General features: G+C 37.8%; 17 protein-coding genes, 2 tRNA genes and 3 rRNA genes. 16 read left to right on the top strand and 6 right to left on the bottom strand.

Annotated features, from left to right (window positions below):
- Window positions 1–28: 28 nt before the first annotated feature.
- From gcvH to PZ898_RS18835, 8 genes are all read left to right on the top strand, one after another.
- Window positions 29–406, top strand: coding sequence for a glycine cleavage system protein GcvH (gene gcvH / locus PZ898_RS18800; protein ID WP_047098621.1), 378 nt, complete (start codon window positions 29–31; stop codon window positions 404–406).
- Window positions 381–758 carry a VanZ family protein gene (locus tag PZ898_RS18805; protein WP_123279544.1) on the top strand — a complete coding sequence of 126 codons (378 nt, stop codon included), beginning with the start codon at window positions 381–383 and terminating at the stop codon, window positions 756–758. Before gcvH ends, PZ898_RS18805 begins: the two co-directional genes overlap by 26 nt.
- 1,296 nt (window positions 759–2,054) lie before the next feature.
- A 16S ribosomal RNA gene (locus PZ898_RS18810) occupies window positions 2,055–3,571 on the top strand.
- A gap of 220 nt (window positions 3,572–3,791) precedes the next feature.
- Window positions 3,792–3,865: transfer RNA gene (locus PZ898_RS18815), tRNA-Ile, on the top strand.
- A gap of 87 nt (window positions 3,866–3,952) precedes the next feature.
- A tRNA-Ala gene (locus PZ898_RS18820) sits at window positions 3,953–4,026 on the top strand.
- Window positions 4,027–4,179: 153 nt separating this feature from the next.
- Window positions 4,180–6,934: ribosomal RNA gene (locus PZ898_RS18825) — 23S ribosomal RNA — on the top strand.
- A gap of 160 nt (window positions 6,935–7,094) precedes the next feature.
- Window positions 7,095–7,202, top strand: a 5S ribosomal RNA gene (rrf, locus tag PZ898_RS18830).
- The 16S, 23S and 5S rRNA genes sit together here with 2 tRNA genes alongside, the layout of an rRNA operon.
- A 1,554-nt stretch (window positions 7,203–8,756) precedes the next feature.
- Window positions 8,757–8,954: a hypothetical protein gene (locus tag PZ898_RS18835; protein ID WP_062675641.1), complete on the top strand. Its 198-nt coding sequence runs from the start codon at window positions 8,757–8,759 to the stop codon at window positions 8,952–8,954.
- Between the two features lie 81 nt (window positions 8,955–9,035).
- Here the strand turns inward: PZ898_RS18835 and PZ898_RS18840 are convergent, their stop codons facing one another.
- On the bottom strand, window positions 9,036–10,664 hold the full coding sequence (locus PZ898_RS18840) for a carboxyl transferase domain-containing protein (RefSeq protein ID WP_062675640.1): 1,629 nt from the start codon (window positions 10,662–10,664) through the stop codon (window positions 9,036–9,038).
- Between the two features lie 383 nt (window positions 10,665–11,047).
- Here PZ898_RS18840 and PZ898_RS18845 point away from each other — a divergent pair, with 383 nt between their 5' ends.
- The 3 genes from PZ898_RS18845 to PZ898_RS18855 are packed head-to-tail and all read left to right on the top strand — an operon-like array spanning window position 11,048 to window position 13,776.
- Window positions 11,048–11,926 carry an EamA family transporter gene (locus PZ898_RS18845; protein ID WP_062675639.1) on the top strand — a complete coding sequence of 293 codons (879 nt, stop codon included), beginning with the start codon at window positions 11,048–11,050 and terminating at the stop codon, window positions 11,924–11,926.
- Between the two features lie 13 nt (window positions 11,927–11,939).
- Window positions 11,940–13,022 (top strand): PorV/PorQ family protein, encoded by a 1,083-nt coding sequence (locus PZ898_RS18850; RefSeq protein WP_034693290.1) that lies wholly within the window; start codon window positions 11,940–11,942, stop codon window positions 13,020–13,022.
- Window positions 13,023–13,032: 10 nt separating this feature from the next.
- The gene (locus PZ898_RS18855; RefSeq protein WP_277693952.1) at window positions 13,033–13,776 is read left to right on the top strand and encodes a hypothetical protein; all 744 of its coding nucleotides are present in this window, start codon (window positions 13,033–13,035) and stop codon (window positions 13,774–13,776) included.
- 394 nt (window positions 13,777–14,170) lie between these two features.
- On the opposite strand, the gene uvrC is transcribed toward PZ898_RS18855, so the two are convergent.
- Window positions 14,171–15,964, bottom strand: coding sequence for an excinuclease ABC subunit UvrC (gene uvrC / locus PZ898_RS18860; RefSeq protein ID WP_062675637.1), 1,794 nt, complete (start codon window positions 15,962–15,964; stop codon window positions 14,171–14,173).
- An 86-nt stretch (window positions 15,965–16,050) separates the two neighbouring features.
- Window positions 16,051–16,812: a hypothetical protein gene (locus PZ898_RS18865; protein WP_117753117.1), complete on the bottom strand. Its 762-nt coding sequence runs from the start codon at window positions 16,810–16,812 to the stop codon at window positions 16,051–16,053.
- A gap of 130 nt (window positions 16,813–16,942) precedes the next feature.
- On the opposite strand from PZ898_RS18865, the gene hutH reads away from it, so the two are divergent.
- The 4 genes from hutH to PZ898_RS18885 all read left to right on the top strand — a co-directional run bounded on the left by hutH (window position 16,943) and on the right by PZ898_RS18885 (window position 21,034).
- Window positions 16,943–18,436, top strand: a complete 1,494-nt coding sequence (gene hutH / locus PZ898_RS18870) for a histidine ammonia-lyase (protein WP_277693953.1) — start codon at window positions 16,943–16,945, stop codon at window positions 18,434–18,436.
- Between the two features lie 3 nt (window positions 18,437–18,439).
- Window positions 18,440–18,889, top strand: a complete 450-nt coding sequence (locus PZ898_RS18875; protein ID WP_277693954.1) for a DUF2059 domain-containing protein — start codon at window positions 18,440–18,442, stop codon at window positions 18,887–18,889.
- A 125-nt stretch (window positions 18,890–19,014) separates the two neighbouring features.
- Window positions 19,015–19,461, top strand: coding sequence for a GNAT family N-acetyltransferase (locus tag PZ898_RS18880; protein WP_277693955.1), 447 nt, complete (start codon window positions 19,015–19,017; stop codon window positions 19,459–19,461).
- A gap of 91 nt (window positions 19,462–19,552) precedes the next feature.
- Window positions 19,553–21,034, top strand: a complete 1,482-nt coding sequence (locus tag PZ898_RS18885) for a S8 family serine peptidase (RefSeq protein ID WP_277693956.1) — start codon at window positions 19,553–19,555, stop codon at window positions 21,032–21,034.
- An 83-nt stretch (window positions 21,035–21,117) separates the two neighbouring features.
- On the opposite strand, the gene PZ898_RS18890 is transcribed toward PZ898_RS18885, so the two are convergent.
- The 3 genes from PZ898_RS18890 to PZ898_RS18900 form a co-directional block, all read right to left on the bottom strand.
- On the bottom strand, window positions 21,118–22,281 hold the full coding sequence (locus PZ898_RS18890; protein ID WP_277693957.1) for a carboxypeptidase-like regulatory domain-containing protein: 1,164 nt from the start codon (window positions 22,279–22,281) through the stop codon (window positions 21,118–21,120).
- Between the two features lie 45 nt (window positions 22,282–22,326).
- Window positions 22,327–23,154: a 4,5-DOPA dioxygenase extradiol gene (gene ygiD, locus PZ898_RS18895; protein ID WP_277693958.1), complete on the bottom strand. Its 828-nt coding sequence runs from the start codon at window positions 23,152–23,154 to the stop codon at window positions 22,327–22,329.
- Window positions 23,155–23,236: 82 nt separating this feature from the next.
- The gene (locus PZ898_RS18900) at window positions 23,237–23,749 is read right to left on the bottom strand and encodes a YceI family protein (RefSeq protein WP_062675631.1); all 513 of its coding nucleotides are present in this window, start codon (window positions 23,747–23,749) and stop codon (window positions 23,237–23,239) included.
- Window positions 23,750–24,080: 331 nt separating this feature from the next.
- On the opposite strand from PZ898_RS18900, the gene PZ898_RS18905 reads away from it, so the two are divergent.
- Entirely contained in the window at window positions 24,081–26,219 is a 2,139-nt protein-coding gene (locus PZ898_RS18905; RefSeq protein WP_123280035.1) for a DPP IV N-terminal domain-containing protein, read from the top strand.
- The last annotated feature ends 170 nt before the right edge of the window (window positions 26,220–26,389 follow it).

Here is a 26,389-nt window from a genome sequence, read left to right on the forward strand (position 1 = left end):
TACATTTGTACAAAATAAAAATTTAAAAATGAACACACCATCAGAATTAAAGTACACGAAAGATCACGAATGGATCAAGATCGAAGGTAACGTTGCTACAATCGGTATTACAGACTTCGCACAGGGAGAACTTGGAGACATCGTTTACGTTGATGTAGATACTGTAGATGATGATCTTAATGGAGGAGACGTTTTCGGAAGTGTAGAAGCAGTAAAAACTGTTTCAGACCTGTTCTTACCTATCTCAGGAAAGGTTATTGAGTTTAATTCAGAATTAGAAGATCAGCCTGAACTGTTAAATACAGATCCTTATGGAGACGGATGGATCATCAAATTGGAAATTGCTGATGGAGCAGATCAGTCAGAGTTACTTTCTGCAGATGATTACAAAGCGATCATTGGATAAGATTTCAAAAATATTTAGTAAGATACTGCCCATTTATTGGGCATTTCTTACTTATATGCTTCTCAAGCCGGGAGAAGAAAACCATGAATATTGGTTCATGTTCAGCGGTATCGACAAGGTTTTGCATGTAAGCATATTCGCAGCACTGGGTTTCTCTTTCATTGCTGCTTTTCCCAAAATAAAATTCTCATACTTTATCCAGATCATCCTTCTCTATGCTTTCCTTACAGAAATCCTGCAGGAAGAAATGGGATTGGGAAGATCGATGGAAACTTTGGATATCGTAGCAGATACGATCGGATGTCTGTTAGGATATTATACCTATAAGTTATTAATCAAGCGTTTCTTTTAACACGCCTTTCAAATCATCACGATTTTATATCTATTTTTTATTCTCTCTTCACCAGTACATTTAAGCTTTTCACTCTCCAACCCTCAAACCCTCCAACTCTCCAATTTTTTCAGGAGCTATTTCCTGCTATCCATTCCTACTCCTCGCGCCCGTGCACTCCAACGCTGTCACCCTGAGCGAAGCCGAAGGGCTCCACACCTAAAACCCACCCTCCAACCCAAGCTGCGGGGTAACCATTGCTATCAGGGCTAGGGTAGGAGTCGTTAATGATAAGTTAATAATGAATGGTGAATGATGAATGATGAGGTTCTGGTTATTGAGTTTCGAGGTTCGGGTTTCCAGATATAAAAGGAATATTGGTTTGAATTTTCATATTGCAGAATTCTATGTAAACATATTATTGAGTATAAATCCCTATTCCCATTGTATCATTCCGCAGGAATCCAAATTCTTTACAAGAGCGCTTGTAAGTTGGCAGGATAATATCTGAGGTCTTTTAGCAGTTAGTATTAGCCATGTCATGCTGAGCTGAGTCGAAGCATTATAATTAATTACGGGTACAGGAGTTAAATCTTATTGTTCTATATAATATATAAATATACTCTTTAGTCTTCGTCGAGGAAAGTCAGCTCTCTAGTCTAGTCTCTCTATTATATAATATATACTTTATTTGATCATAGCCACCCAAAACCCCGAATCTCACATTCCCTCTTCACACACAGATCCCCCCAACCTCCAACCCACTTACTCTCCAACCACTCCTCCAAACAAATGTTTAAAATTTTTCTCTCTGCCTTCCAGCTGATTAGGATAAAAACCTATCCGAATATGAAATTTATGTTAAATAAACTTGTTTTGCGTTGTATGAAGTTACTATCTTTGCCCCACTGAAAAACGAAAGACATTCAGTAGCGCAGAAGCGCCTTTAGATGGGCAGAAACGATATTACTTCCAAAAAGAGACGGACGAAAAAAACTTTAAAACTTTTTGAAAAAAAAGTTGTCAGTTTAAAAAGAGTTTGTATCTTTGCAGTCCCAATTAGAGGGAGCGCAGGAGTAGAGGGATTGAGGTTTTGAGAAGAGTTAAGGTTACTTAAAAAAACTTTAAAATTTTCTTCAAAAACATTTGGTCATTAAAAAATAAAGTTTTACTTTTGCACTCGCAAATACGGAGCGACACTGACAGAGAGATTGCTTCGTTGAAAAGCGAAAGATATAAAGATCATTGACATACAATATAACAACCAAGTAAGGAAAAACTAAAGCGTTAAAAACTTTGAGTGAGTCAGACAAACATACAATGGAGAGTTTGATCCTGGCTCAGGATGAACGCTAGCGGGAGGCCTAACACATGCAAGCCGAGCGGTAGAGATCTTTCGGGATCTTGAGAGCGGCGTACGGGTGCGGAACACGTGTGCAACCTGCCTTTATCTGGGGGATAGCCTTTCGAAAGGAAGATTAATACCCCATAATATACTGAATGGCATCATTCGGTATTGAAAACTCCGGTGGATAGAGATGGGCACGCGCAAGATTAGATAGTTGGTGAGGTAACGGCTCACCAAGTCTACGATCTTTAGGGGGCCTGAGAGGGTGATCCCCCACACTGGTACTGAGACACGGACCAGACTCCTACGGGAGGCAGCAGTGAGGAATATTGGACAATGGGTGAGAGCCTGATCCAGCCATCCCGCGTGAAGGACGACGGCCCTATGGGTTGTAAACTTCTTTTGTATAGGGATAAACCTACCCTCGTGAGGGTAGCTGAAGGTACTATACGAATAAGCACCGGCTAACTCCGTGCCAGCAGCCGCGGTAATACGGAGGGTGCAAGCGTTATCCGGATTTATTGGGTTTAAAGGGTCCGTAGGCGGATCTGTAAGTCAGTGGTGAAATCTCACAGCTTAACTGTGAAACTGCCATTGATACTGCAGGTCTTGAGTGTTGTTGAAGTAGCTGGAATAAGTAGTGTAGCGGTGAAATGCATAGATATTACTTAGAACACCAATTGCGAAGGCAGGTTACTAAGCAACAACTGACGCTGATGGACGAAAGCGTGGGGAGCGAACAGGATTAGATACCCTGGTAGTCCACGCCGTAAACGATGCTAACTCGTTTTTGGAATGTAAGTTTCAGAGACTAAGCGAAAGTGATAAGTTAGCCACCTGGGGAGTACGAACGCAAGTTTGAAACTCAAAGGAATTGACGGGGGCCCGCACAAGCGGTGGATTATGTGGTTTAATTCGATGATACGCGAGGAACCTTACCAAGGCTTAAATGGGAAATGACAGGTTTAGAAATAGACTTTTCTTCGGACATTTTTCAAGGTGCTGCATGGTTGTCGTCAGCTCGTGCCGTGAGGTGTTAGGTTAAGTCCTGCAACGAGCGCAACCCCTGTCACTAGTTGCCATCATTAAGTTGGGGACTCTAGTGAGACTGCCTACGCAAGTAGAGAGGAAGGTGGGGATGACGTCAAATCATCACGGCCCTTACGCCTTGGGCCACACACGTAATACAATGGCCGGTACAGAGGGCAGCTACACTGCGAAGTGATGCAAATCTCGAAAGCCGGTCTCAGTTCGGATTGGAGTCTGCAACTCGACTCTATGAAGCTGGAATCGCTAGTAATCGCGCATCAGCCATGGCGCGGTGAATACGTTCCCGGGCCTTGTACACACCGCCCGTCAAGCCATGGAAGTCTGGGGTACCTGAAGTCGGTGACCGTAACAGGAGCTGCCTAGGGTAAAACAGGTAACTAGGGCTAAGTCGTAACAAGGTAGCCGTACCGGAAGGTGCGGCTGGAACATCTCATTTTAGAGCGTCTTAGGACGTTAAACAAAATCAGTATCGTAAGATACAAAATACTTACTTAAAGCATAGCTTTAGTTTTTTGTTTGGTTGATATATAAAAATACAAAACCCACTAGAAATTAGTAAAGGGATTGAGAGAGGCAAAGAAGATAAAAGCAGAGAGAGAAAGACGAAGAAATTAGTCTGTTATCTATCAGTCTATCATCTTTTACGTCTAAAAGACAGTCTCGTAGCTCAGCTGGTTAGAGCGCTACACTGATAATGTAGAGGTCGGCAGTTCGAGCCTGCCCGAGACTACTAATTGAAAGACAGGAAGAGATCAGCTATTAGACATCAGACATTTAGGTCTGAGATCTGGAATCTGATATCTAAAGTCTACTAGAGGGGGAATTAGCTCAGCTGGCTAGAGCGCCTGCCTTGCACGCAGGAGGTCAAGGGTTCGACTCCCTTATTCTCCACAGTTTTGGAAGACTGATTTAAAAGTTACGAATGGAGCCAAAAACAACATTTGTTCATCAGTTTGAAAGAAAGAAATTAAGATCATTGACATTAACGGTAAAGACATCACAAAGAGAAAACCGAGCGCATAAAGCGCTTGAGTAACCAATAGGAAAGAAATCGTTAAGGGCGTATGGCGGATGCCTAGGCTTTCAGAGGCGACGAAGGACGTGGTAAGCTGCGAAAAGCTGCGGGGATTGGCACACACGAATTGATCCGCAGATATCCGAATGGGGCAACCCGGCATATTGAAGATATGTCACCTCGCAAGAGGAGCAAACCCGGAGAACTGAAACATCTAAGTACCCGGAGGAAAAGAAATCGAAGAGATTCCGTAAGTAGTGGCGAGCGAAAGCGGATTAGCCCAAAAGTCTTTTTATGTTTAGAGGAATGTTCTGGAAAGAACAATCATAGAAGGTGATAATCCTGTACTCGAAAGGCATATAGAGATGATAAATGAGTAGGGCGGGACACGTGAAATCCTGTCTGAATATGGGGGGACCATCCTCCAAGGCTAAATACTCCTGAAAGACCGATAGTGAACAAGTACTGTGAAGGAAAGGTGAAAAGCACTTCGAATAGAAGGGTGAAATAGAACCTGAAACCGTACGCCTACAAGCGGTCGGAGCAGCGTAATGCTGTGACGGCGTGCCTTTTGCATAATGAGCCTACGAGTTAATTTTACTAGCGAGGTTAAGGTATTAAGTACCGGAGCCGGAGCGAAAGCGAGTCTGAATAGGGCGCATAGTTAGTAGGATTAGACGCGAAACCTTGTGATCTACCCATGGGCAGGTTGAAGCTCTGGTAACACAGAGTGGAGGACCGAACCGGTTGACGTTGAAAAGTCTTCGGATGACCTGTGGGTAGGGGTGAAAGGCCAATCAAACTGGGAGATAGCTCGTACTCTCCGAAATGCATTTAGGTGCAGCGTCGTATATAAGTTTATTAGAGGTAGAGCTACTGATTGGATGCGGGGGTTTCATCGCCTACCAATTCCTGACAAACTCCGAATGCTAATAAATGTTCTACGGCAGTGAGGGCATGGGTGCTAAGGTCCATGTCCGAGAGGGAAAGAACCCAGACCAACAGCTAAGGTCCCAAAATATATGTTAAGTTGAAGCAACGCGGTTGGACTGCATTGACAGCTAGGATGTTGGCTTGGAAGCAGCCATTCATTTAAAGAGTGCGTAACAGCTCACTAGTCGAGCGGTCCGGCATGGATAATAATCGGGCATAAACATATTACCGAAGCTATGGATTTATATTTTAGATATATCTGGTAGGAGAGCATTCTATTTGCGCCGAAGCAGTACTGTGAGGTATTGTGGAGCGGATAGAAAAGAAAATGTAGGCATAAGTAACGATAAAGCAGGCGAGAAACCTGCTCACCGAAAGACCAAGGCTTCCTCAGCCATGCTAATCAGCTGAGGGTTAGTCGGGACCTAACGCGAACCCGAAAGGGGTAGTGGATGGACAATGGGTTAATATTCCCATACTTGCTCACAATAAAAGGGGACGGTTGGATGTAGCTGCTGGAGACTGACGGAATAGTCAAGGCCTAGCCTTCGGGCGAAGCTGCTGTAGTGTAATCTGATCCAAGAAAAGCCGAAGTGAAGCAACCCGTACCAAAACCGACACAGGTGGTCGAGGAGAGAATCCTAAGGTGCTCGAGTGAGTCGTGGCTAAGGAACTAGGCAAAATAGTCTCGTAACTTCGGAAGAAGAGACGCCAACAGCAATGTTGGCCGCAGTGAAGAGGCCCAGGCGACTGTTTATCAAAAACACAGGACTCTGCTAAATCGAAAGATGCTGTATAGGGTCTGACACCTGCCCGGTGCTGGAAGGTTAAGGAAGGTGCTTAGCGTAAGCGAAGGCATTAACTGAAGCCCCAGTAAACGGCGGCCGTAACTATAACGGTCCTAAGGTAGCGAAATTCCTTGTCGGGTAAGTTCCGACCTGCACGAATGGTGTAACGATCTGGGCACTGTCTCAGCCACGAGCTCGGTGAAATTGTAGTATCGGTGAAGATGCCGATTACCCGCAATGGGACGAAAAGACCCTGTGAACCTTTACTATAACTTCGTATTGACTTTGAGTAAGTAATGTGTAGGATAGGTGGGAGGCTTTGAAGCAGGCACGCTAGTGTTTGTGGAGCCGACGTTGAAATACCACCCTTTACTTACTTGGAGCCTAACTTCTTTTAGAAGGACATTGCGTGGTGGGTAGTTTGACTGGGGTGGTCGCCTCCAAAAGAGTAACGGAGGCTTTCAAAGGTACCCTCAGCACGCTTGGTAACCGTGCGTAGAGTGTAATGGCATAAGGGTGCTTGACTGTGAGACCTACAAGTCGATCAGGTGCGAAAGCAGGACATAGTGATCCGGTGGTTCCGTATGGAAGGGCCATCGCTCATAGGATAAAAGGTACTCCGGGGATAACAGGCTAGTCTCCCCCAAGAGCTCACATCGACGGGGAGGTTCGGCACCTCGATGTCGGCTCGTCACATCCTGGGGCTGGAGAAGGTCCCAAGGGTTGGGCTGTTCGCCCATTAAAGTGGCACGCGAGCTGGGTTCAGAACGTCGTGAGACAGTTCGGTCTCTATCTATTGCGGGCGTTAGATGTTTGAGAGGGCTTGATTCTAGTACGAGAGGACCGAATTGAACAAACCTCTGGTGTATCAGTTGTACCGCCAGGTGCACCGCTGAGTAGCTACGTTTGGAAGAGATAAGCACTGAAAGCATATAAGTGCGAAACTCGCCTCAAGATGAGACATCTTTTAAGGGTCGTTGTAGATGACGACGTTGATAGGCTATAGGTGTAAAGACAGTAATGTCATAGCCAAGTAGTACTAATTACCCGTAGATTTATAGTCTATGGTTACTAATATAAACCAGGTGCTTTATGCGCAGTGAAGGTTTTGTCTTTGTGAAAGTTTTTATCGCTTAAAACAGATGTCAGATATAAGACATCAGATACCAGACCTTGAAGTCTGAAATCTGAAATCTATCCTCTGATATCTTATATACCTTCTTTAGGGTGGTTTTAGCGGTGGGGCTCACCTGTTCCCATTCCGAACACAGAAGTTAAGCCCACCAGCGCCGATGGTACTGCTAACGCGGGAGAGTAGGCCGCCGCCAGTTTTTATTTTATTTTTAAAAACCTTTATCTTTACGATAAAGGTTTTTTTGTTATATACCTACACCTACACCAACACTAAACCCATTCAACATACTCCCCAAACTAACTAACACAAAATCCAAACAGAAATACAAGTAATGAGTAATAGGTAATGAGAAGTGGATAATAGATAATAGATGTTGGTAGTAAGTAGCCCATCTCATCTATCCGCTATTCTTCTTCCTCCAGCTTCAGGCTTCCTGCCTCCATCCCTCTGTTTTCGATTCTTTATCCGAGGATGGGGCTTTACCTTCAATACTGTTTATTCTTCCCAGGCTGTTACTACCAAGAAGTCTAAATAAGGTTTTCTTTATTAAAATGCTTCGACTCCGCTCAGCATGACAATGCTAATACTAACTGCTAAAAACGTAGACATTATCCTGTCATCTTGCATCCTTTAAACCTCTAATAAATAAGTCTGGATTCCTGAGGAATGAAATAATTGGAATAAACGTGCATCCTTACACTTGCAACTGTTAAGTTAATTTCAATAACTCGTAACCCTAATTTCTTGACACTGATTACCTATCCATTATCATTGTTCATTCACTAATCACATTTTAGTCCATTCATCACTGAACTAAGACATTATCGTCGTATAAGGATCCAAGAGCCTAAAAGTATGAAGATTGTGAGATATGGCGACTTAGACCCTTAATACGACAAGAACCTCTAGTGAAGGGGAATTTATTTCTTATCCCGCCAAATACGACCTTGTATGTCACTTTCACTGGTCCCAAATTCAGGATCCTGCTTCATCTGGTCAAGTGCATTCTTCTGATTTTGATAATTCAGATTATCTTTTGAAGGGTAGCTATTCTTCTTGGCATTATCAAAAAAACTCCAGCTTCGCTGAATGGATTTTCCAGCTTAAGAACAGTTGATACAACTTCATCGATTTCCTTATTCTTTGCTGAATCTTTCTGTATTTTTTGAGCGTTTATTTGATTTGTACTGAGTAGAAAAACAAAAAACACTGGCGGCCACGGGTAACCCTTTACTTAATTGTTTCATTTTGTTCATCATTTGCTTACTCCTGCAATATTAAAAAAAAATATGATACTTTATGATAAATAATACATGTAAAATGTTGATTTACAATTGTTAATAAATTTATTTTGTCGTTTAATCCGAGTTTTAGCGTATAATATTCTGTTAATGGTAATATTGAAAAGATAAAATATTGATTATAGGTTATCGTTCATGAATTTTATTTTTTTACTATTTTTTATTTGAGATATGCTTTTTTATCTGGTAAATCTAGGGTTGTAACGTGTCTTTATTAACAATTTATATTATCCATAAAAGATCCCTTCCAATGTGACAGTTTTTTTCTTGATACTTAACCAAGCACAATCTATAACATCACCATTAAGTAATCAGCAATAGCTACTAAGTAATGATTAATTATTAAAATTTTTATTTAAATTTCACTATGTGTAGAATAAATAGTATTTTAGAGAAGCGTTATCCGAAAAGCTTAAATAGAGTAGGACACAATTAAAACTAAAATAACTATGAAAAATCTAATGAAGATTTCAAGAGAGAGTTTAAAATCATTACAAGGAAGTGGAGGACCTACATGTCCTGATGATCCTGCATTTGGAATGTGCTATCCTCCAGGCTGGCCAAATGGAATTTGTATGACTAAGTATCAATGCTGTATGAAACTTGGTGGGCCCATTGAATTTTGTAAAGAAGAATATGGTAAGTAAAATACTTCCCATTTTAAAAGTATAAATAAAAAAGGGCTATCTCAAAATCCTGAGATAGCCCTTTTTTATTATAAATTGATATCAGACTTGTATTACACCTAAGTTGAATTTCTCAGTGATAGGGGCATGATTAGCTGCTTCAATTCCCATAGAAATCCATTTTCTGGTATCTGCAGGATTGATAATGGCATCTGTCCATAATCTTGCAGCTGCGTAAGTAGATTCTGTTTGTTTCTGATATTTCTTAGAAATGGTATTCAGAATTTCATTGTGTTCTTCTTCCGAAATTTCTTTTCCTTGTTTTTTCAATGTTGATTCCTGAATCTGAGCCAGTACTTTTGCAGCTTGTGCTCCTCCCATTACCGCTAAGTCAGCCCAAGGCCATGCAACAATTAATCTTGGATCATAAGCTTTTCCACACATTGCATAATTACCCGCCCCATAAGAGTTACCCGTAATAATCGTGAACTTAGGAACAACAGAATTGGAAACTGCATTTACCATTTTAGCTCCGTCTTTGATAATTCCTCCATGTTCTGATTTGGAGCCTACCATAAATCCTGTAACATCCTGTAAGAAAATTAAAGGTATCTTTCTTTGATTACAATTGGCAATAAATCGGGTCGCTTTATCAGCAGAATCAGAGTAGATTACTCCTCCAAACTGCATTTCTCCTTTCCCACTTTTAACGAGCTTTCGCTGATTGGCTACAATTCCTACAGACCAGCCATCAACTCTTGCCGTTGCACAGATAATACTTTTACCGTAGTCTGGTTTATATTCTTCATATTCGGAGTTATCCACAATACACTTGATAATTTCATAAGTATCATATTGTTCAGCTCTTGAAACCGGCATAATTCCGAAAATATTTTCCGGGTTTTCTTTTGGTGGAAAGCTTTCTATTCTGTCAAAGCCTGCTTTTTCACTACTTCCAATAGATTTCATGATATTTTTGATTCTATTCAAAGCATCTTTATCATCTTTCGCTTTATAATCTGTTACTCCTGAAATAGAGCAATGAGTGGTAGCTCCACCTAATGTTTCGTTATCAATACTTTCTCCGATAGCTGCTTTTACAAGATAGCTTCCGGCAAGGAAAATAGAACCTGTTTTATCCACAATCATCGCCTCGTCACTCATAATGGGAAGATAAGCTCCTCCAGCTACACAACTCCCCATAACGGCAGAGATCTGGATGATTCCCATAGAACTCATTTTAGCATTATTTCTGAAAATTCGTCCAAAATGTTCTTTATCCGGGAAGATCTCATCCTGCATAGGAAGGTAAACACCTGCAGAGTCTACCAGATAAATAATAGGAAGTTTGTTTTCCATAGCAATTTCCTGAGCTCTCAGGTTTTTCTTTCCTGTGATAGGAAACCATGCACCAGCTTTTACAGAGGCATCATTAGCAACTATAATACACTGTCTTCCGGAAACGTAGCCAATAACTACTACAACACCTCCACTAGGACATCCTCCATGCTCCTGATACATCTCGTATCCTGCAAATGCTCCTACTTCTATGGAATCTGAATTTTTATCGAGAAGATAATCTATTCTTTCTCTTGCTGTCATTTTTCCTTCATCACGAAGCTTTTGAAGCCTCTTCTCACCACCGCCTTTTTTAATTTCAGTGAGTAAGCGATTAATTTCAGATAATTTTAATCTGTTCTGATCTTCTCGTTTATTGAATTCGATGTCCATAAAATTTTCAATTTTTTACGCTTAAAGATACTATTTTTATGAGGAATACGAATTGGAAGTAAAACAGATGTTTAATTATTTGGTTTTTAGTAATTTGTGAAATTTTTAACTAAAAAATATTTTCAAATAATTTATATTTTTTCTAACTTTACATAAGAGTAATGGAGGGTGATAACCTCTGAAAATTACTCTGTTCCTAGTTTATTTTTTTAATAGTTTATTATTTGAAGGCCCTGAAAGTTTAATAAATTTTCAGGGTTTTTTTATGGTTTAACCTTTATTTTAAATTTTGTTAACTTTTTTTAGATTAAAGCCGTCTTTTTATCAATATTTGGGTTTGTGATTTGTAAATTTGCAGGGTTAAAATAAAAAGAGGATAGGTTATGCATAAATTGGCACTTTTTAGATTGCATTTAATAGTTTTTTTATGGGGGTTCACTGCAATTCTGGGAAAATTGATTCAGGCCAATGCACAGATTCTGGTTTTTTACAGAATGTTGTTTGCCTCTATTTTTTTGTATGTATTTATCAGGATTTTTAAAAAGGAGAGCATAAAGGTTTCCAGAAAAATATTTTTTCAGCTGGCAGCAATAGGTTTTGCCATGGCACTCCATTGGTATTGCTTTTTTTATTCTATTAAAGTTTCCAATGTTTCTATTGCGCTAAGTTGTCTTTCTTTATCTACTCTTTTTGCCTCAATTCTGGAGCCTATTATTTTCAAAAGGAAAATTGATGTATCCGAAGTGATCATGGGAACTGTTATTGTGGCCTGTATACTATTGATCTTTAAAACAGAATTTCATTTTAAAGAAGGTATTATTTATGGAATTCTGTGTGCCATATTCGGAACTGTTTTTTCTGTTTTTAATGGTAAAATGTTTGGGAAAACAAGTTCGGGGAACATTATTTTTTATGAAATCTTCTGTGGTTGGTTTATTTTAATGTTAATTTATTTGTTTTCAGGGCAAATTTTTCAAATGAATGAAATAAACTACAGGGATCTGGCGTTAATATGCTTGTTAGCCAGTGTTTTCACTGCTTTTCCAATGCTGGAATCGGTGAATTTAATGAAATATATATCACCTTTTACTTTAATTTTAACAGTTAATTTAGAACCTGTTTACGGAATTATACTAGCTTTTTTTATCTTTGGGGAATCAGAACATATGAGCCCTATATTTTATGTCGCTTCGGGTGTTATGATACTGGCAATCATTGCAAATGGATTAATAAAAGCCAGAAAAACTAAAAACTTAAACTAAGCATCAAATTTATATGATGAAAAAATATTTTTTACTTGCATTTTCACTGCTGTTTGGGCTTTCTCAATCTCAGATTATCAGGAAATATTCCAATGAATTCTTAAATATCGGTGCCGGAGCAAGAGGACTTGCTATGGGAGGAGCAGTAATTACCAACCAGGATGACGTATATTCCCCAATGTGGAACCCTGCAGGTCTAATGTCTGTTGAAAGAGATTGGCAAGGGGCAGCAATGCACGCAGAATACTTTGAATCCATCGCAAAATATGACTATCTGGCCTATGCAAAAGTACTTGAAGAAGGTGTTTTTGGCGTTTCGGTAGTAAGGCTTGGAGTAGACAATATTTTAAATACTACCCAAATGATCGATTCTGAAGGGAATATCGATTATGATAAAATTACCAAGTTTTCCCAATCCGATTATGCTGCTATTCTTTCTTACGCTTTCAGACCTGGAGGAAATCCAAAATTAGATGTGGGGGTGAATGCTAAAATTGTTTATAGAAATGTAGGTAAATTTGCAAATGGTTATGGTTTTGGTTTCGATGTGGGAGCAATTTATAAGGCAGATAACGGATGGAAATTCGGAGGAATGGTGAGAGATATTACGACTACGGTAAACTTCTGGACGATTAATCAGAAAGAACTTTCTACTGTTGTAAACGGGGAAGAATTTAACCCAGCTCCTAAGGATAAACTTGAACTTACAATGCCTAAGCTAAATGTAGGTGCCAGCAAATTATTCGAAATCAATAGCAGTGTGTATGTATTACCGGAAGCAGGTATTAATGTTGATTTTGCTAAAACAGCATCATTAATTTCAACAGATTTTGCCAGTATCAGTCCGTATGCGGGAGCTGAACTGGGATATCAGAAAATGATTTTTGTGAGATTGGGGATCAACAGATTCCAGTCTATTACAGATATAGAAGACCTTAAGAGAAAAGTTTCTTTCCAGCCGAGTGCAGGTCTTGGGATCAGATATAGAGGCCTTACACTGGATTATGCAATTACGAATTCAGGGATTGGCGGATCTAATTTCTATTCCAATTTCTTCTCATTAAAACTGGATATGGGAGCATTTAGAAACGATTAAAATTATAAAAATGAAAAAGTTATCAATATTGGCTATGGCTGTTTGTTCAACAATAGCTTTCGCACAAAAGGTTTCAGATTATAAATATGTTGCAGTTCCCGAAAAATTTCAGACTTTCAACGGAGATTACGGATTAAAAAACTCTTTTGTTAAAGCTCTGACAGAAAGAAAATATATAATTCTTCCTATCATTAAAGATAACTGGCCATCTGAAGCTAAAACCAATTATTGTAATGTGGTTATGGCAGATGTTCTCAATGATAAAAGTATATTTAAAAATAAACTGATATTACAATTTAAAGATTGTAATAACAATTTGATACTTGAATCTAAAGGGAGTTCAAATATTAAAGAATTTGAAGAAGGACTTGATGAAGCATTGAAGCAGGCTTTGATAAAAGTACCGGCTTCCAATCCCGTTGCGTTATTACCTGCATCTAATAATAGTACTCAGCATACATCTCCTGACTCTGTGGTATCTGTAGTCTCTACAACAACTCCGGAGGCGAGTAATTATTCGAACGGGAAACTGGATCTTCAGAAGATACAGATTGATCCTAGCCAGTTTATTTTAGCCAAGTCTGGTAGCTCTGTACCTTTTGCTGTTTTCAAAGCAACTTCAAAGAACTCTGTCTTCCTTGTAAAAATGTCTGATGGAAATACTACCATCGGATATTTTGAAAACGGAAATATTGTGATAGATATTCCACAGACGGATGGAAGATACTCCAAAGAAGTTTTTACAGCAAAGTAATTAATAAAATATAAGTACAAAAGGCTCTTGAAAAAGAGCCTTTTGTAATATATATGTTGATGTGTTTTTCACTTTTTTTAATACTATCTTATAAATATAGAAGGTAATCTAATCATACATAATGTAAAAAGATGGTGGAAGTATTTATAAAAATGAGTAAAATTTCATAACATTATTGTTATTAGTTGATAACTCTAATTTATGAAAAAAATACATATAATAGTATTTTTTAGTAAAATATTTATTTATTCGTGTATTTTGTTGTAGTGTTTATTTTGTATTAAAAGGAATTTTGGTTTTTGTCTCATTTTGATAAAATGATGATTCTGATGAAATTTTACCAATAAACGACCTTTTATTTATGGAAACTTAACCACTGCGCGATGTCAGAACATTAATTGGCATTAAAAAATTCCCAAATTACCTTGGCTTTACTCTTACCCAGAATTTCTTCCAGGGTTTCCAGATTAGCTTCTTTGATACGTTTTACAGACTTCAGTTTAGACAGGAGTAATTCAATAGTTTTTTCTCCTACACCAGAAATTTCTTCCAGTTCGGATTTTATAGTAGAATTTTTTCTTCTTGTTCTGTGATGTTTTACCCCAAATCGGTGGGCCTCATCACGGACACGCTGAAGGATTTTCAACGTTTCAGATTTTTTATCGAGATATAAAGGAATAGGATCTTCCGGGAAGAATATTTCTTCCAGCCTCTTGGCTATCCCTACAATGGTAATTTTTCCATAAAGTCCTAATAACCTCAGGCTTTTAACAGCAGAAGAAAGTTGTCCTTTTCCACCATCAATCAGAATTAATTGAGGAAGGCTTTCTCCTTCATCAAGCATTCTTTTGTAACGGCGGTAGATGACCTCTTCCATCGTTGCAAAGTCGTTTGGCCCTTCTACCGTTTTAGGATGAAAAATTCGGTAATCTGCTTTACTCGGTTTTCCATCTTTGAAAACAACACATGCAGACACAGGATTCGTTCCCTGAATGTTGGAGTTATCAAAACCTTCAATATGTCTTGGTTCTACAGGCATTCTCAGCAGTTTCTGCATTTCGGCCATAATTCTGTTGGTATGCCTTTCAGGATCTACAATCTGAACCTGCTTAAGCTTTTCAAGACGGTATTCTTTAGCATTCTTTTCAGAAAGCTCTACAATTCTTTTTTTATCTCCTACCTTGGGAACAATCAGTTTTACATTTGGGATTTCTACAGACAAATGAAACGGTAAAAGAACTTCCTTAGAATCTGAAGAAAACTTTTGACGGATCTCTATCAAAGCTTCTTCCATAATATCTTCATCAGTTTCTTCAAGAATCTTTTTAATCTCAGTAGTAAAACTCTGGATAATATTTCCGTTTCTTATCTTAAAGAAATTGACATAAGCAGCGGTCTCATCACTGGTCATTCCGAAAACATCTACATCATCAATATTAGGATTTACGACTGTGTTTTTAGCCTGATAATCTTCGAGAATATCCAGTCTTTCCTTAATGATCTGAGCTTCTTCAAACTTCAGGTTGGAAGCAAGCTTCATCATCTGATTCACCAGATAATCTTTTGCTTTACGGAAATCTCCTTTGATAATTCCGCGGATAGCATCTATTTTTTCGTCATAATCTTCCTTGCTTTCAAGATCTTCACAGGGCCCTTCGCAGTTTTTGATATGGTATTCCAGGCAGACTTTATATTTGCCTTCCGCAATTTTGGAGGGAGAAAGATTAAGATTACAGGTTCTAAGCTTATAAATGTGTTTTATAGTATCCAACAATATCTTTGCAGGACGTACTTTGGCATACGGACCGTAATATTCAGATCCGTCTTTAATCATATTTCTGGTCAGAAAAATTCTTGGAAAATCTTCATTTTTGATGCAGATCCAGGGATAAGTCTTATCATCCTTCAGCATAACATTATAAAACGGCTGGTACTCTTTAATCAGATTATTTTCCAATAAAAGTGCATCATACTCGCTGTTTACAATTGTCGTTTCCAATCGCTGGATTTTACTGACCATTATTTTGATCCTGTATCCTGAGAGGTTTTTGTTGAAATAGGAGAGTACCCTCTTTTTCAGATTTTTAGCTTTTCCCACATACAAAAGCTGTTCGTTTTTATCATAATAACGATAAACGCCGGGTTCGGATGGTAAGGTTTTGAGCTGTAGTTCTAAAGAAGGATTCATATAACAAAATTAAGGAAACTTTCGCTATCTAAAAAAGAAAAACCTGCAGATGGTTCTACAGGTTTTATTTTAGGGTTCAAAATATTTTATCCGTTGGTCATTGCAGTATATTCACTTACAAGAAAGCTGAAATAATCCCATTCCACAGAGTTCTTAGGATATTTTTTCATGAAATCCTGATTATCTCCAAAAAGAAAATCATAATTGTCTTCAAAATCATCTTTATGCAGCCACATTACCTTGTTGCCCTTTTTTACATAGTAAGATTTGATAACACCGCCTCCAAGCTGTGGAGATCCCATTACAGAAAAACCTGTTGTTTCTTTCGCCCTGGGATCGTGGTATACTGAAATAATATCATCAAAACCTGGATTGATAACCTGCATCAGAAATTCCTTATCATCTTTTTTGTTCTTTAGGGACACAGTCTGATTTATAAAATAAATTCTGTCATTATTGGTGTTTTTCGTCAACTTCTTAGTTCCGAAGTTTCTGATATTCCCCATGTATTTTGCCACTTTTGCAATCTTCTCTGCATTACTCGGATACACATACATCTCATTGATCTGATCAGCATTGAAAGTAGTATTCTTTTTGGTGATACTGTCTTTGATAGCAACTTCGTAGATCTGTCCTTTTTTGGTTTCAATCTTATTACAGAAACCTTTGTAGGTAGTTCCGTCTTTTAAGATAATGGTAGATGTTTTCTTAGGTGATGGCGTATTAAAACCTTCATTAAAAAGGTAAGTTTCCATTTTTTTGATATCCTCTTTAGAATATTTTACTTTCTGCGCGAAAGCTGTCGTGCTTGCTACACATACAGCAAGAAGTAGAGTTTTCAGTCTCATGTATTATTGTTTTTAATTTTCGGGGCTAAAAGTAGTAAATTATTTCGCTTGTTTTATAAAAATATAGAAGATTGAAATTTAGCTTTTCCAATTATTGTTAAATGCGTAATTTTAAGGAAATTTTTTAGAAATGATATACGGAGTAGATGTTTTTACTTTCCATGATGTTCTGGAAATATGTAAAAAACCTAATAAAGCCAAGCTAAACAAAGCGGCAAAAGAACAAATTTTAAAATCTCAGAAAAACGTACAGAAAATAGTAGAGTCAGACAGATGCGTATATGGAATCAATACAGGATTCGGACCATTGTGTGATACTAAAATTTCAGCGGATGAAACCGCTCAGTTACAATATAACCTTATCATTTCTCATGCGGTGGGCGTAGGGAAGCCAATTGATAAAGAGCTTTCCAAGATTATGATGATTGCCAAAGTACATGCTCTTTCGAAAGGATTTTCAGGAGTTTCCCTGGAAGTTATTGAAAGAATGATTCTGATGCTTGAGAAAGATATCATTCCGGTAGTTCCTGAACAAGGATCTGTAGGAGCTTCAGGAGACCTTGCTCCATTAGCACATCTTGTACTGCCTTTACTTGGTTTAGGACAGGTTTGGGAAGGGAATCAGGTTTCTGATACCATTGAGGTTTTAAAAAAACATGACCTTGAACCATTAGCTTTAGGTCCAAAAGAAGGATTAGGATTAATCAATGGTACGCAGTTTATCCTTGCTCATGCGATCAAAGGACTTGAAAAATTTGAATACTTATTAGATCTTGCTGATATGACAGCTGCAATGAGTCTTGAAGCATACAGAGGTTCAGCAAGCCCATTTAAAAAAGAACTTCACGAGATCAGACCTTTTGAAGGCAGTAAAAAAGTTGCGGCAAGAATGCTTAAGTTCTTAAAGGGATCAGAAAATATGAAAGCTCATGAAGATTGTGAGAGAGTTCAGGATCCTTATTCCATGAGATGTGTACCGCAGGTTCATGGAGCCAGCAGAAATGCTTTTGAGCACCTTAAAGGAATGGCTGAAACAGAATTGAACTCTGTAACAGATAACCCGATTGTCCTAAGCGCTGAAGAATCTATTTCAGGTGGAAACTTCCACGGACAGCTAATGGCATTGCCTTTAGATTATGCTACATTAGCAGCTGCAGAACTAGGGAATATTTCAGACAGAAGAAGCTACTTATTATTAGAAGGAAAATATGGACTTCCAAGATTATTAACGGAAAGCTCAGGTTTAAATTCCGGATTTATGATCCCTCAGTACACTTCAGCTGCCTTGGTTACAGAGAATAAAACATTATGCTTCCCGGCGTCGGCAGACTCTATTCCTACAAGTTTAGGACAGGAAGACCATGTTTCTATGGGAAGTATTTCAGGAAGAAAATTCAATCAGGTTCTGGGAAATCTTGTGAATATTCTGTCTGTTGAGCTGATGTTTGCCGCTCAGGGACTTGAATTCAGGAGACCTGCGAAATGCTCTAAAGTAATTGAAGAAAACTTTGCAATTCTTCGTTCTAAAGTTGCCAAGCTTGAAGATGACAGACTGATCGGTAAAGATATGCTGGCCATTGCAGAATTGATCAATGAGAGAAAGTTTATTGTTGATGTAAAATAGAAGATGAAGAAAGGTATTATTTTGTGCTTCTTTCTGATTGGGATAAATACTTTTTCTCAGTCAAATGAAGCAAAATTGAGAGAACTGATCACTTTAACAAGATCAGATCGGATGTTGTCGGCAGGTTTTCAACAGTTTATGGACCATTATAATAATATGTATAAAGATTTACCGGATAATTTTTGGGATGAGTTTAAAAAAGACATGTCTACTGATAAAATTTTCGCGTTGTATATTCCTGTCTATAAAAAGTATTTTACTGATGCAGATGTTGATGAACTCATTAAGTTTTATAAAACTCCAGCAGGTCAGAAAATGATTGAAAATATGCCAAACTTAATGAAAGATTCAATAGAACTTGGAACTAGTTATGCAGAAGCTTTAGATAAAAGGGTTAAAGATAAATTGAATAAACATTATAATTTTCAAAATCCACCTCCACCGGCTCCATAAAAACAAAGGCTTCCGAAAGGGAGCTTTTCGTTTTTCTAATCAATAATGCCGGGTTTAAACCTTATAGGTTTCAAAAACCTATAAGGTTTGATTTTATGCACATTCATCTTTTAATCAAATAAAAAATGCACATATACAGAACAGATTCCAGCCATAAAGATTTTCAAACACTGGTAAAATCCCTTGATGCCGCTTTAGCCGAACATAATGGAGAAAATGATGACTTCTTTGCTCAGTTCAATACAATAGATACTATCAAAAACTGTATCGTAGCCTATATAGATGATATTCCAGCAGCCTGCGGAGCATTCAAACCATTTTCAGAAGATACCATAGAAATAAAAAGAATGTTTACCCATCCTGATTTCAGAAAAAAAGGATTAGGTTCCGCTATTGTGAAAGAACTTCAAAGCTGGGCAACAGAATTGAACTTTACAAAAGCTGTATTGGAAACTTCAAGGGATCTTAAGAGTGCCATCTCGGTGTATGAAAAAAGTGGTTTTTACAAAATACCTAATTATGGTCAATACGTTGGAATAGAGCAAAGTGTGTGCTACGAGAAAGTATTGTAATTTAATATTCATGTAATGCTAAATTCATTTTTTTTCAATTTTTAATTCCCGTTAAAGTGTTATATTGTGGTCTCAACCAAAATTATAACATATGAAAAAAACTGTATTCCTACTGGCAATATTTTTTGCCTTAAACTCGTGCACCAGAGAAGATCTTCAGAACGAAAATGTAAAAACCGAAATGTCCCAGAAAGATCCGTTGACTGCAAAACAAATCAACGAAAGGATCAATCAGGCGATTAAAACGGACGGTACTTTCAATTGGAAGAATGAATCCGATCATTTTGTATGGAGTGCTATTTTCCGCGGAAATAAAATGGTTTCTATCGGTTTTGGAACTTCTAAAGATGATTTCGACAGAAGTAAATCTCCAAACAGCAATGATATCGAAAAAGAAGTTCTTTCTGTGATCAAAAAATATGAAGGAAAAGACGAAAGAAATTTCCTTCTTCTTTCAGATCAGTATCTTAATCAGATGGACGTTGTGATTGAAAATGAGGAAACTGTTTCCGCACTTCGCCAAATGAAAAACATCCGATATGTAGAACCTGCAGATTATCATTATTTTGAATTTGAAGCTCAATATAATGCAGCTGCAAAATCTTCAGGAAGTGGTTCATCAGGATGCGGATTTTCATCATCTACACTAAGTACAGCAGACTATACTTCAACGACACCAAGTGCAAAAATACCGTGGGCTTTCACTAAACACAGCATTCCTGAAGCCTGGGGCTATAGTACTGGAGCAGGCGTAACCATTGGACTTATTGATACAGGTGTTTCACCTGAACAGACTCTGTTGGGAGGAAGTTTTAATAATGGTGCTTCTTCAGGCAGAACAATCAGTAAATATGGAGTATATAATTCTGACGGATCAGGAGATCAATGCGGGCACGGAACGAAAATGGCTTCCGTAATGGCCGCTCCGAGAAATAATGCAGGATTACCTGTAGGAGTGGCTTATAATGCCAATCTGATCACTTACAGAGCTGCAGAAAATGTTGTTCTTGAAACTTCCAGTGAACAGACTGCTGTAAAGACCGCTTTCACAGAATTGGGTAACAATACGAATGTGAAGATCATTTCTATGTCAATGGGACATGTTTTCTCTGTCGGGAAAATTGAAGACGGTGTGAAATATGCTTATTCTAAAGGAAAACTGATCTTCTGTGCCGGAGGTACTTCTACCAGTTTCACTAGTTTTGTCGGAGTAATTTTCCCTGCATCCATGCCGGAAACTCAGGCTATAACGGGAGTGAAAGAAAATACTTCCAATCAGAAATGTGATGTGTGCCACTCGGGAAGTCAGATTGATTTTACTTTCCAGATGGAGAGACCTTCAGGAAATACTGTTCCTGTATTGAGCTATTACAATGGTCAGGCAGATTATGTGGGTGGTTCTTCAGTGGCTACAGCAGCTACAGCGGGAATTGCAGCGTTGGTTTGGGCTAAAAATCCATCATGGACGAGAGATCAGGTACTCAATAAAATGAGACAGGCAGCTACCTATTATCCTAATGTAAATTCAAGCTATGGCTATGGAAATATTAATGTTCTGAAGGCTGTACAGTAAATAATATCCTTATCAAAAGAAAAGGAAATATCTCACCTGAGGTATTTCCTTTTTATTTTTAATATAATAATCGGTTCCTGATACTAATCTCCTAATTGATAATCAAGAGGAAGCATATTTTCAATTTTATTTTTTGAGAAATCACCTTCATTAATAAGTTGATCAGGCATTGTAATATTACCTTCCTTTGAAACTTCGAATGATTCTCCATCAGAATGCAGAAATGATGATAATATACTTTTGTCTGTTCTTTTAACAAATTCTTTTCCTTTAAGTTCATAATAAAACTTAGGATAGTTGACCTGCAGGATATCTTTAAATTCAAGAAAAACATGTCCTTCTTGTCTTTTAACATAATCTGAATCAGGGATTTTAGTTTTTACAATAGCCAGCATGTACGGGCTCTGAGTATTTTTTCTACGGGCAATTTCTCTGATATTTTCAGGAATCGTATGTAAATCAGGTTGGGTTACGAGGTCCAGATAATTTTTTAAAATATTTAATTCTTCTTCTGAGGGATACTTTGGATTAGTAACTCTTACCACCTGATTCACTATAAAACCTGCCTCAGTAATTTTATTCTCATAGATACTTCTGAAAAAATGAAGCTGACTGCCTTCGTAAGCATTCATACGGTTTAATTTCACCTTATCCGTATTTTTTGTCTCTTTAAAAAAACTGGTCCCGGAATAATTAATCATTTTAGTATTGAAATCCGAAGAAAAGGCGATCAGATTATAATTGATTTCATAGCCAAGATTTTTATTTTCAATAATGAGTGTATTGGGGGCTTTTACTTTCAGAATCTTATTCTTTTTGTCGTAGGAGAACTTTAAAGATCTTTGATTTTTGATTTTCACATCATCACGATTATTACCTATAAAAGTGTCCAGAAAATAATTGATATAGTTCTGATAAGCTTCGGAAGTGTAGGGAACCAGTCTTATTTCTTCAATAGCATTGGTTTTGGTCAATACCACTTTTAAAGTCTTGTTGATGATATCCGGTAATCCGATGGTAAAGGTTTCATAATCTTCTTTTTGAAAAACAAGATTTCCATATTTCTGAGCAGAAACATGTAATGTGAAACTTCCGTCTTCTTCTGAAACGACTCCTGTTTTCGTACCGTCAAGATAAATGTTAGCCCCAGAGATCCTGTGGCCGGTATCATCCACCACAGTTCCTTTTACCACTTGTGTGGAAAAAAGGGAAGTGGTGAGTAAAAAAAATAGTAATACTGTTTTCATGGTAAACAATATTACTAAACTTTTAGTGATAAACAAAAGAAGAATTTATCCGATTCTTACACTTGTCATACTCAATGACCCACCAATAAGTTCATCATTGAATAAATTAAGCTTTTCAGACTGATCTTTCAGACCCAAAGTATATAATAAAGGGAGATAATGATCAGGCGTAGGAACGGCGTATTGTAAGAAAGTCCCTTGTTTCTGATAATCAATAATATTCTGAAAGTTACCGTCAAGTAGCCAGTTGTTGGTTTTTTCACGGGCTTCTATTGCCCAGTCCCAGCCGGCTCCCACTGTATTTATATTTTTCCAGTCGATGAGGCGGAGGTTATGAACAATATTTCCACTTCCGATAATAAGAATACCTTTTTCACGAAGTTTGTTCAGCCTTTTGGCAAGATCGTAATGATACTGCGGAGGTTTTGTATGATCAATACTCAGCTGTATCACCGGAATATCAGCATCGGGATACATATGTTTGATAACTGACCATGCTCCATGATCTAGTCCCCAGCTATGATCTTCTTCCACATCTACAGGTAGAAGAAGTTCTGCTGTTTCTCTTGCCAGTTCGGGATTTCCCGGAGCAGGATACTGCACATCAAAAAGGGCTTTGGGAAAACCGTAAAAATCATGAATGGTTTTCGGCATATCCATTGCGGTTACAAAAGTTCCGTCTGTATACCAGTGGGCAGAAATACAAAGAATTGCATTAGGTTTTGGAATTTCTGAGGCTGCTTTCCGGAAACCCTGTACAAATTGATTCTCTTCAATGGCATTCATTGGTGAACCATGTCCGAGAAATAAAACAGGCATTCTTTGTGTACTTTTAAAACCGTCACTTATGTTTTGGAGATCGCTGAGGTTCATAAATATTGAAGATTATAAAAAAAATAAAAGGTTCAAGGCTTTTAGAAAAATCCCCGAACCTTTTATGCTATATATTAATTTACTATGCCTGTTTTACAAACTGTAATTCACCAGCTACTTTTACATCATCGCTTACCATTACACCTCCTGCTTCAAGAGCGGCGTTCCAGTTTAAACCGAAGTCTTTTCTACTGATTTTTCCTTCAAAAGAGAAACCTGCTTTTGTATTTCCCCATGGGTCTACATTGATTCCTCCAAAGTCTACATCAAGATTTACAGGTTTTGTAATTCCATTGATGGTAAGATTTCCAACGATAGAGTTATTTAACGCCTGAGATTCAAAAGTGATGGTAGGGTGTACTTCAGCATTGAAGAACTCTGCAGACTTTAAGTGGTTATCTCTGTCTGTATTGTTAGTGAATACAGAATCTGTCTGGATAGTAGCAGTAGTTTTTGCATTTGCAAAGAATTCGTCTTCAGATTCAATTTCAGCAGTGAAAGTTCTGAAGCTTCCTTTTACGTTAGAGATCATCATGTGTTTTACTTTGAAAGTAATTTCACTATGCGTAGGGTCTAAAATCCATTTTGTTGCCATTGTATTTTGTATTTTTTGTTTGTTATTAATGATGCAAATTTAGGACAGCGTACCTATACAAGTCATTGATATAGGATAAGAAATGAGATTTTTTTGTCAATCGTCAATTTTTGCTCCGCAAGTGAATGGTGAATGTATTCCAACATCCAATTGACAAGCATAGCGGATTGACAGTTCACAATTCATTATCCAAGTTCCTTTTAAAAATTCTACTATTAAGTTAAGAAATAATTCCTTTGAATGCATGAGTTCCATTTTATGAATGTTTTAATTTAACATTTCTTAACGAATGGTTTTTATTTCTTATTTTTGGAGGATTCAATTTTATACAATGAAATTACATAAATTTTCTTTATTGATGCTGGTTTTAGGCAGTTCAGCATTTGCCCAGACCCAGAAGTTTACCATGGCGGAGGCTGTAAATGGAATGAGAACCAACCTTGCTGTGAAAAATATCTCCCAGTTTTCATGGGCTGCAGATGGAAAATCTTATATTCAGGCCGTAAAAGGCGGCTATCTGATTACAGATTTGAAGACTAACAAACAGGACACTCTGATCTCATTGAGCCAATTGAACAGAAATCTTTCCAATGATAGGTTTAAAACTGTTCCCCCTATCAAATTTACAGGGAATTCCAATGGATATTTTACGACAGAGGGCAAAATGTCTTGGATTGAAAAATCCGGAAACGATTGGAAAATAAAAAGCACAGCTGCTATTGATCAGGATGCCGCCAACGTTAAAATGTTTGGTGATAACCAGACTTTTGCCTTCACAGTAAAGAATAATTTGTTTGTAAGCAAGAGCGGAAAAACGATTGCTGTAACTAACGAAGCCAACGAAAATATAATCAGTGGTCAGGCAGTTCATAGAAATGAATTCGGTATTGATACAGGAATTTTCCCTGCGCCTAATTCCGAGAGTGTAGCATTCTATAAGATGGATCAGAGCATGGTAGCAGATTATCCGATCATTGACTGGTCTGTAACTCCGGCTGTAAATCATAATATTAAATACCCAATGGCTGGCCAGACTTCTCATCAGGTAACATTAGGTGTTTTCAATATTAAAACACAATCTACTACTTTCTTAAAAGTAGAGGGTGAAAAAGACCAATATCTAACAGCTGTTACCTGGAGTCCTGATTCAAAATACATCTTTGTAGGGGTTCTGAACAGAGGTCAGAATCATATGAAAATGAATCAATATGATGCTGCGACAGGAGAATTGGTGAAAACTTTATTTGAAGAAACAGATAGTAAATACGTTGAGCCACAGCATCCACTTACTTTCTTCCCGAACTCTAATACAGACTTTATCTGGCAGAGCCAGAGAACAGGATATAATCATTTGTTCCATTATAGTCTTGAAAAAGGACTGGTAGCTCAGATTACAAAAGGAGATTGGCTGGTAACTGATATTTTAGGATTCAATGAAAAGAAAAAGGAGATCTACTTTACATCAACAAAAGAGACTCCTTTGGAAAGACATTTATACAGAATCAACTGGACCAACTTCAAAATGCAAAAGCTTGATAATGCAGAAGGAATGCACATCGGAACTTTGAGCGGCGATGGGAATTATCTGTATGATGCTTACAGCAATGCGAATTCACCGAGAGTTGCCAACATTATCAATACAGCTAATTTAAAAACTACGAATATCCTTACTTCTGAAAATCCATTAAAAAATTATCAGAGACCGGAAATTAAAAACGTAACTTTAAAAGCAGATGACGGAACTCCTTTGTATGGAAAGATTATCCTTCCAACCAACTTTGATCCGAACAAAAAATATCCAACCATTGTTTATCTGTATAACGGACCACACTTACAGCTGATCACCAACAGCTTCCCGGCTTCAGGAAATCTTTGGTATGAATATATGGCTCAGAACGGATACATTATCTTTACAATGGACGGAAGAGGTTCTTCTAACCGTGGAATGAAGTTTGAGCAGGCTGTATTCAGAAACCTGGGAACTACAGAAATGAACGATCAGATGAAAGGAGTAGACTACTTAAAATCTCTTCCTTATGTAGATGGAGATAAAATGGGAATTCATGGATGGAGCTTCGGAGGATTTATGACGACAAGTTTCATGCTTCGTAAGCCGGATGTATTCAAAGTGGGTGTAGCAGGAGGACCTGTAATCGACTGGAGTATGTATGAGATCATGTACGGAGAAAGATATATGGATACTCCGCAGGAAAATCCACAAGGTTATGCAACAGCTAATCTTCTTGATAAAGTGCAGAACCTGAAAGGAAAATTACTGATGATCCATGGCGCTCAGGATGATGTAGTCGTATGGCAGCATTCTATTAAATTCATCAAATCTGCTGTTGATAACGGAGTTCAGCTGGATTACTTTACCTATCCGGGACATCCGCATAATGTGATCGGGAAAGACAGGGTTCATCTGATGCAGAAAATCACAGACTATTTTGATTTGTATCTGAAGAAATAATAATACAATCCAGTCGGAAAGGCTGGATTTTTTGTTTTTGCTAATCTTTTGGAAAACGCAAAGGCACAAGATTATTAATGGATTATGTCGTAAGGCGCAAAGATTTTATCTGCGATAAAATTTTATAATCCCTAATACTATAAGAACTAATCTTTGTTGAAAATCTTCGA

Source organism: Chryseobacterium sp. WX (assembly GCF_029542485.1).
Lineage (GTDB): Bacteria > Bacteroidota > Bacteroidia > Flavobacteriales > Weeksellaceae > Chryseobacterium > Chryseobacterium cucumeris.

Coding starts and splice junctions, on each gene's coding strand:
- gcvH (WP_047098621.1), top strand. CDS start 29: ATGAACACACCATCAGAATTAAAGTACACGAAAGATCACGAATGGATC.
- PZ898_RS18805 (WP_123279544.1), top strand. CDS start 381: ATGATTACAAAGCGATCATTGGATAAGATTTCAAAAATATTTAGTAAG.
- PZ898_RS18835 (WP_062675641.1), top strand. CDS start 8,757: ATGAAAAATCTAATGAAGATTTCAAGAGAGAGTTTAAAATCATTACAA.
- PZ898_RS18840 (WP_062675640.1), bottom strand. CDS start 10,664: ATGGACATCGAATTCAATAAACGAGAAGATCAGAACAGATTAAAATTA.
- PZ898_RS18845 (WP_062675639.1), top strand. CDS start 11,048: ATGCATAAATTGGCACTTTTTAGATTGCATTTAATAGTTTTTTTATGG.
- PZ898_RS18850 (WP_034693290.1), top strand. CDS start 11,940: ATGATGAAAAAATATTTTTTACTTGCATTTTCACTGCTGTTTGGGCTT.
- PZ898_RS18855 (WP_277693952.1), top strand. CDS start 13,033: ATGAAAAAGTTATCAATATTGGCTATGGCTGTTTGTTCAACAATAGCT.
- uvrC (WP_062675637.1), bottom strand. CDS start 15,964: ATGAATCCTTCTTTAGAACTACAGCTCAAAACCTTACCATCCGAACCC.
- PZ898_RS18865 (WP_117753117.1), bottom strand. CDS start 16,812: ATGAGACTGAAAACTCTACTTCTTGCTGTATGTGTAGCAAGCACGACA.
- hutH (WP_277693953.1), top strand. CDS start 16,943: ATGATATACGGAGTAGATGTTTTTACTTTCCATGATGTTCTGGAAATA.
- PZ898_RS18875 (WP_277693954.1), top strand. CDS start 18,440: ATGAAGAAAGGTATTATTTTGTGCTTCTTTCTGATTGGGATAAATACT.
- PZ898_RS18880 (WP_277693955.1), top strand. CDS start 19,015: ATGCACATATACAGAACAGATTCCAGCCATAAAGATTTTCAAACACTG.
- PZ898_RS18885 (WP_277693956.1), top strand. CDS start 19,553: ATGAAAAAAACTGTATTCCTACTGGCAATATTTTTTGCCTTAAACTCG.
- PZ898_RS18890 (WP_277693957.1), bottom strand. CDS start 22,281: ATGAAAACAGTATTACTATTTTTTTTACTCACCACTTCCCTTTTTTCC.
- ygiD (WP_277693958.1), bottom strand. CDS start 23,154: ATGAACCTCAGCGATCTCCAAAACATAAGTGACGGTTTTAAAAGTACA.
- PZ898_RS18900 (WP_062675631.1), bottom strand. CDS start 23,749: ATGGCAACAAAATGGATTTTAGACCCTACGCATAGTGAAATTACTTTC.
- PZ898_RS18905 (WP_123280035.1), top strand. CDS start 24,081: ATGAAATTACATAAATTTTCTTTATTGATGCTGGTTTTAGGCAGTTCA.